Annotated in this window: 1 protein-coding gene and 2 pseudogenes; all 3 read right to left on the bottom strand. The window is 46.6% G+C overall.

Annotation, left to right across the window (positions count from 1 at the left end; all coding sequences use genetic code 11):
• A pseudogene (locus OOZ15_RS19655) lies at positions 1-1966 on the bottom strand (hypothetical protein); the annotation flags it as partial.
• 1206 nt (positions 1967-3172) lie between these two features.
• On the bottom strand, positions 3173-3502 hold the full coding sequence (locus tag OOZ15_RS19650) for a hypothetical protein (RefSeq protein ID WP_265958144.1): 330 nt from the start codon (positions 3500-3502) through the stop codon (positions 3173-3175).
• Positions 3503-4634: 1132 nt separating this feature from the next.
• Positions 4635-4912 (bottom strand): annotated as a pseudogene (locus tag OOZ15_RS19645) (type IV secretory system conjugative DNA transfer family protein); the annotation flags it as partial.

Below are 4912 nucleotides of genomic sequence, written 5' to 3'. Positions count from 1 at the left end.
GGTCAAAATTCCATCGGTGGTAGCCATCCTTTTCACTGAACTTCCCGACCAGGGCCAGGGAAGTGCCCCCCGAAAAACCTTTTTCCATCATGTTGATGTCCACCCCGAAGTGAAGGGAGGCTTCATATTCATTGGCCGTGACCCCGATCTCGGAAATGGTGACCGGGAAATTGGCGAGCTTGACCTCGCCCCGGTAGCCCATATAGTCCACTTGAAAGTAGGGACTTTCGGTCTGTAATTGCAGGTGCTCAAAAACGATCCCTTTAAAATCCGCTGTCTTTTTATCGGGGTTGTCACTGTTACTGGCGGCGATGTCCAGGCTTCCGTGCAAGATGGCTTTAGGACGGAAACGCCCTTCCCTTACTTTTAGTTCCACATAGGAGTTGGCCTCTAGGTTGGCCTTGGCCTTGAACACATCAAAGGACAAACGCTCTTTTAGGCCTGCCGAGAGGATGTATTCTTCGTTTACCGGGTCAATGATGGCCCCATAGGCCAGGGCTTTTTTACCGATGGCCACGGTATCCGCCTTTTGCAGCTCTTCGGCGGTGACTTCTTTGGTGACCGGGAGTACCAATTGCCCGTTAAAACCGGCCCCTACAAGTTGATTGGTCACAAAAGAAGCTTCGATATGGTCGACCGAGAACTGCCAACCGGAGGCTTCCCCTTCATTAAGGGGCAAGAGGTTATCTACGGAGAAACGCCCGGAGACGCCCATGCCGTCTATGAGCATATCGGCGGCCTGAAAGGAAACCCGCTGCTCACTGTTTCGTATTTTGAACTGTTCGGGCAAAACCACTTTTAAGGAATTGACATAGACCCCGCGCCAAAGCTCTTCCTGGCCGGGGATCAGTAGCTGCCCGTACTGCTCCGGGAATTTTGTGTTAGGGGAATTTCTCAGGTCACTGAAATCGAATACGGCCGTGTTGAGCTGAAAGACCAGACCGGCCTTGCCGCTACCGTCCTGACTGTCTTTTTTGGTCAGTTGAAAAGGCGGCAGGCTGATCTCCGCCAGGATATCGTTCCAGTCGCTGACAATGGTCCGGAAATGCCCGGTCACCTTGGCATCTGGATCGGGAATGGCCTTATAGTCTTGATCCACCGGCTCCAGCATGCTGCGGGGAAAGAGCACATCGGCCGAAAGGCCCAACTCCCGAAACCCACTACAATCGATGGTCACATAGGTCTCTTTATCCGTGTCCCCGGTCTGCATGTTAAAACCGCCACGCAGGACCACCAGTCCGTTACCGGCACTGATGGGGATGGCCACATCGCCCAAAAGGACCAGGTTGGCTTCCCCGTAGATCCCGCCCTGGTGGGAGAGCTTGATGTTATCGGCCCCAAAGAACAGTTCCTTGGGGCTTCCGTCCACCCCTTGCTGGGGGATGGTGATCTTTACAAAAGCCGTGACCTCGGTATATTCCGGGGTAAATCGGGCCTTGCTGATCCCTAGGATATAACTAACGTTACTTTCGGACTGGTCCTCTCCGCCCAAAGTGCCTTCGATCCCTACCGGGAGTGTAACCAACTCCTGGGGCGTGACCAAATCGATATAATTCTGGGAAACCGCCAACTCGTCCATGACCGCTTTGGCTTCCAACACATGGGTATTTATGGTACTGTCCTGGGGAACATGTGTGTTTATATAATCGGCGGTAAACTCACTTTCTAATGGACTATAGGAAAAAGAAGTTGGGGGGAGGTCCCCGTCCAGGGATTTAAAGGAACGGGTGGTGGTATTGTTAATAACAGGTTCTAAAGGCCCATCATTGGAAACCCCCAGGGAATCCTTAGGTACCCTTACCGGATTTTTCCCGGGAACTGAATCATGGGGTTTGTATAAAAACGGTCTTGGGACATGTCCCGATATAACATCACTTTCTTTTACACGGCAGTTTAGCCCCGAAAGGTTAGCGGAAAAAGATAATTGAAACGATAAAAACAGTATACACAGTAAAGCTCTCCCCATACATAAACTAAATTACAATGCACCAACAACTGAACAGGCCCTAATATTTATAAATAGGGCACATCCAACTGAAAGGGCATTTAATGCCTTTATTTTTTATTTTAATAAAAGAACAACATAGTCTTTGTCAAGGCCTAACGCATTGTCCGAAAGGTTTTGAGGAAACCTTGGTTTTGATGATCCAACCCTAAAACTATACTGCTTTGTAGAATTTCAGGATGAAAAACAATAAATCTTAGAGGGCAAACATAAAATATTTTTCCATCTTTCAACAGCACAAAGTGTTCAAAAGCCCTTTTTGTGTCATAAACGGTCTTTTTCGTGTAATAACTGAAAAAGGCGAAACTAATGCTTTATGGTTTTAAACAGGGTATTATACTGATAGCCCCTTATCCTCCTGTACCGGAATTTTTCATTCTTTTAAGCTGTTGATCTTTCTGTACAAGGATTGGCCTTTTCTGTACTGGATGCAGCGCCCTTACAACAATTTGTATTTGCACATGCCATATCATGGTATTTGGAAAACGGCAAAAGTAGGGTTTGGGCCCTTTAAGGTCAAGGGACGTAACGTTCGGGATATATGGTGCAATAACCGGTTTATAAGGGAGAAAAAATAAAAGGCTCCTGATTCCCTCTTCAGGAGCCTTTCGGAGCTGATTTCCACGGAATAATTTGTATATGTGAAGAATGTGGAAACCAGTTAATCATAAATCTTCTTTTTCATACCATCAAGGAACAAATATGGAACATTCCCTTCTTTTACAAAAACGAAAACACCAAAAGGGGGGGATGGTGTTATAATGGGCAGCTATAATGTAATAACTGGACAAAAACCAACATATTTCAGTCGAAGGTATCGTACCAATACCTTACCCCCCCTTGCAAACTTAATCCTTATTTTTGGTTTTCTGACCTTACCGTGCAAAGATTTGTCGTTTCTGTATTCCTTCCAGCCCCTGAAAAGGAGTGCCGATAGTATTATCAGGACAAGGCCCTGAAAAATATAAACTGAAACATTTTCTGATCTGGGTTTTGTTTTTAGGCACAGGTCAAGTAGAAATGGGCACCCCCACAAGGGAATGAAAATAAAACAGCCCCCTCCCATAAAATACAAAAGCCCCAGATCTGTGCTCCCCTTAAACAACCATACAAAACCATGTTGTACCCCTGTGCCTTAAAACCTTTACAAAGTCCCGGAATCAAAAGCTATTCCTCCATGGTGCCGGTTTTATGGCCCAAAGACCCCTCGAGGTGCTTCCTGTGGAAACCTATCCCCAAAAAGTGCCCTTTAACAAATGAACAGACCGATCCATAGAAGCCTGTTTTACCGCCAAACCGTTCCTTGGCCGTAACAGTAGCTGAAGGGACAATAGGAGGGGCTACCGTATGAACCGGAAGGCCCAACTCCTCCAAAACGGATTCCAGTTCACAGAGGGATTCCCCGTCCATGCAGGGGGCATGAAGACTGAGCTGTCCTTTACCCGTTTTTAACAGGTACTTGCCCTTAAAACGCCTGATCCCGGTTACCTTGCCCAATACAAGGATCGAGGTATGGAAGAGGGTGCTCTTGACAAGGGCCCCATTTTCAATATGCAGGTATTATATACAAAGTTTAGAATTAAGGAAAGGCCTACGGAAAGGCAACCGTAGGTCAACAGGGCAGGGATGTTTTCATATATGCCGACGACCCCTGAGCACAGTAGTGTGTTCCCGATAAGGAAACCTGACAAAAGACGGTATGCTTTATAGCGTATCACCATATAGGGCATTCAAGGCGCACTAAAATGCCATTGACCCCCAATAAGGTACGAAACTTTTTCAACATTTTGTTAAAATGTTGTCCATGGCCCGGCCCGGTAAAGAACATAAAGCAGCCCTTTTCCGTTTGGGAAGTTTTTCCCCTCACCCCTCTTTATCGGGCTTACCCCCCTTTCTGTGATGGGGTGCCCCATGGGTACCAAGCGCTATGCACAACAACAGGAGCAGAACGACCATGACCACCATAGCGACAAGCAATAAAAAATTAATGTGCTTCAATATCATGGCTTGATTTAAGATTGTTTTACTCCATGTCAAATACCAAAAAAGCCCCCTTTCGAAAATCCAAAAAAAGGTGGCTTGACCAACCTACCGAAGTCCTATGTTATCGGAAAGGCATTATCCCCCTATTCCTCCTTACCCCCAAGGTAAAATCCAAGGGATGTCCGAAACCTCATTGCCCCCCCAACAGGGTTACCTCCTTCATTTGTTTTGAAGCCCCAATAACGGTTTTATTTTCCTTAAACAAGCGTTAATTTCAATAAGCAGGCACCCCGGCTTGTTGAAAAGATCCTATTGTGTAATAGACGGACCATGCCCTGTACCGGAACTGTAACAGCCCCTTTGCGCCAGGATCAAATCAAAATGAATATGGAATGCCTTTAAGTTTGGTACTCCCCGCAGCATTGATGCCGATATCCTATAAAAAGGGCAAGGATAAGGGACCCGGAGCAGCAACTGTTCCTACAGCTGCTGGGAAACAAGGAAAAAAGTCCGTATACAAGAGGAGGCCCCGGAAGACAAACAAGGAACAACCGTTCCAAATCAGGCCGTTGGCCACTGTGCACATACTTAGTGAAACATCCCCCTCACCTCTTTATAGATCCGTATAAAATTGGCTTCCATTTCCTTATCGCTTATCTGTCTTGGCTTTGGTAATCCCCTTTTGTATTTTAGGGTATTTGAACTGTACCTTCCTGTCCGCAAAGACAATAAACTCCCCTTGCTTTAAACCGTAGAAGGTAGATGCCCTTGTCTTGGCCACCTCCCGCTCCCCTTTGGTGACCCTGGTATCAAAGTTCAAGTTATGGCCCTGGTTGACACTTATCGTTGGCTTTTTAACGATCTCAAAAAAGCGTTCATAATATTTGGCAGTATCCGGGTCATTGGCCTTCCCAAAAAACTGAT

It is taken from the genome of Galbibacter kalidii, from assembly GCF_026241135.1.
In the GTDB taxonomy this organism is placed as follows: Bacteria; Bacteroidota; Bacteroidia; order Flavobacteriales; family Flavobacteriaceae; genus Galbibacter.
The sequence above is the reverse complement of the archived record's forward strand: the minus strand, read 5'-3'. Positions and strand labels throughout refer to the sequence as shown.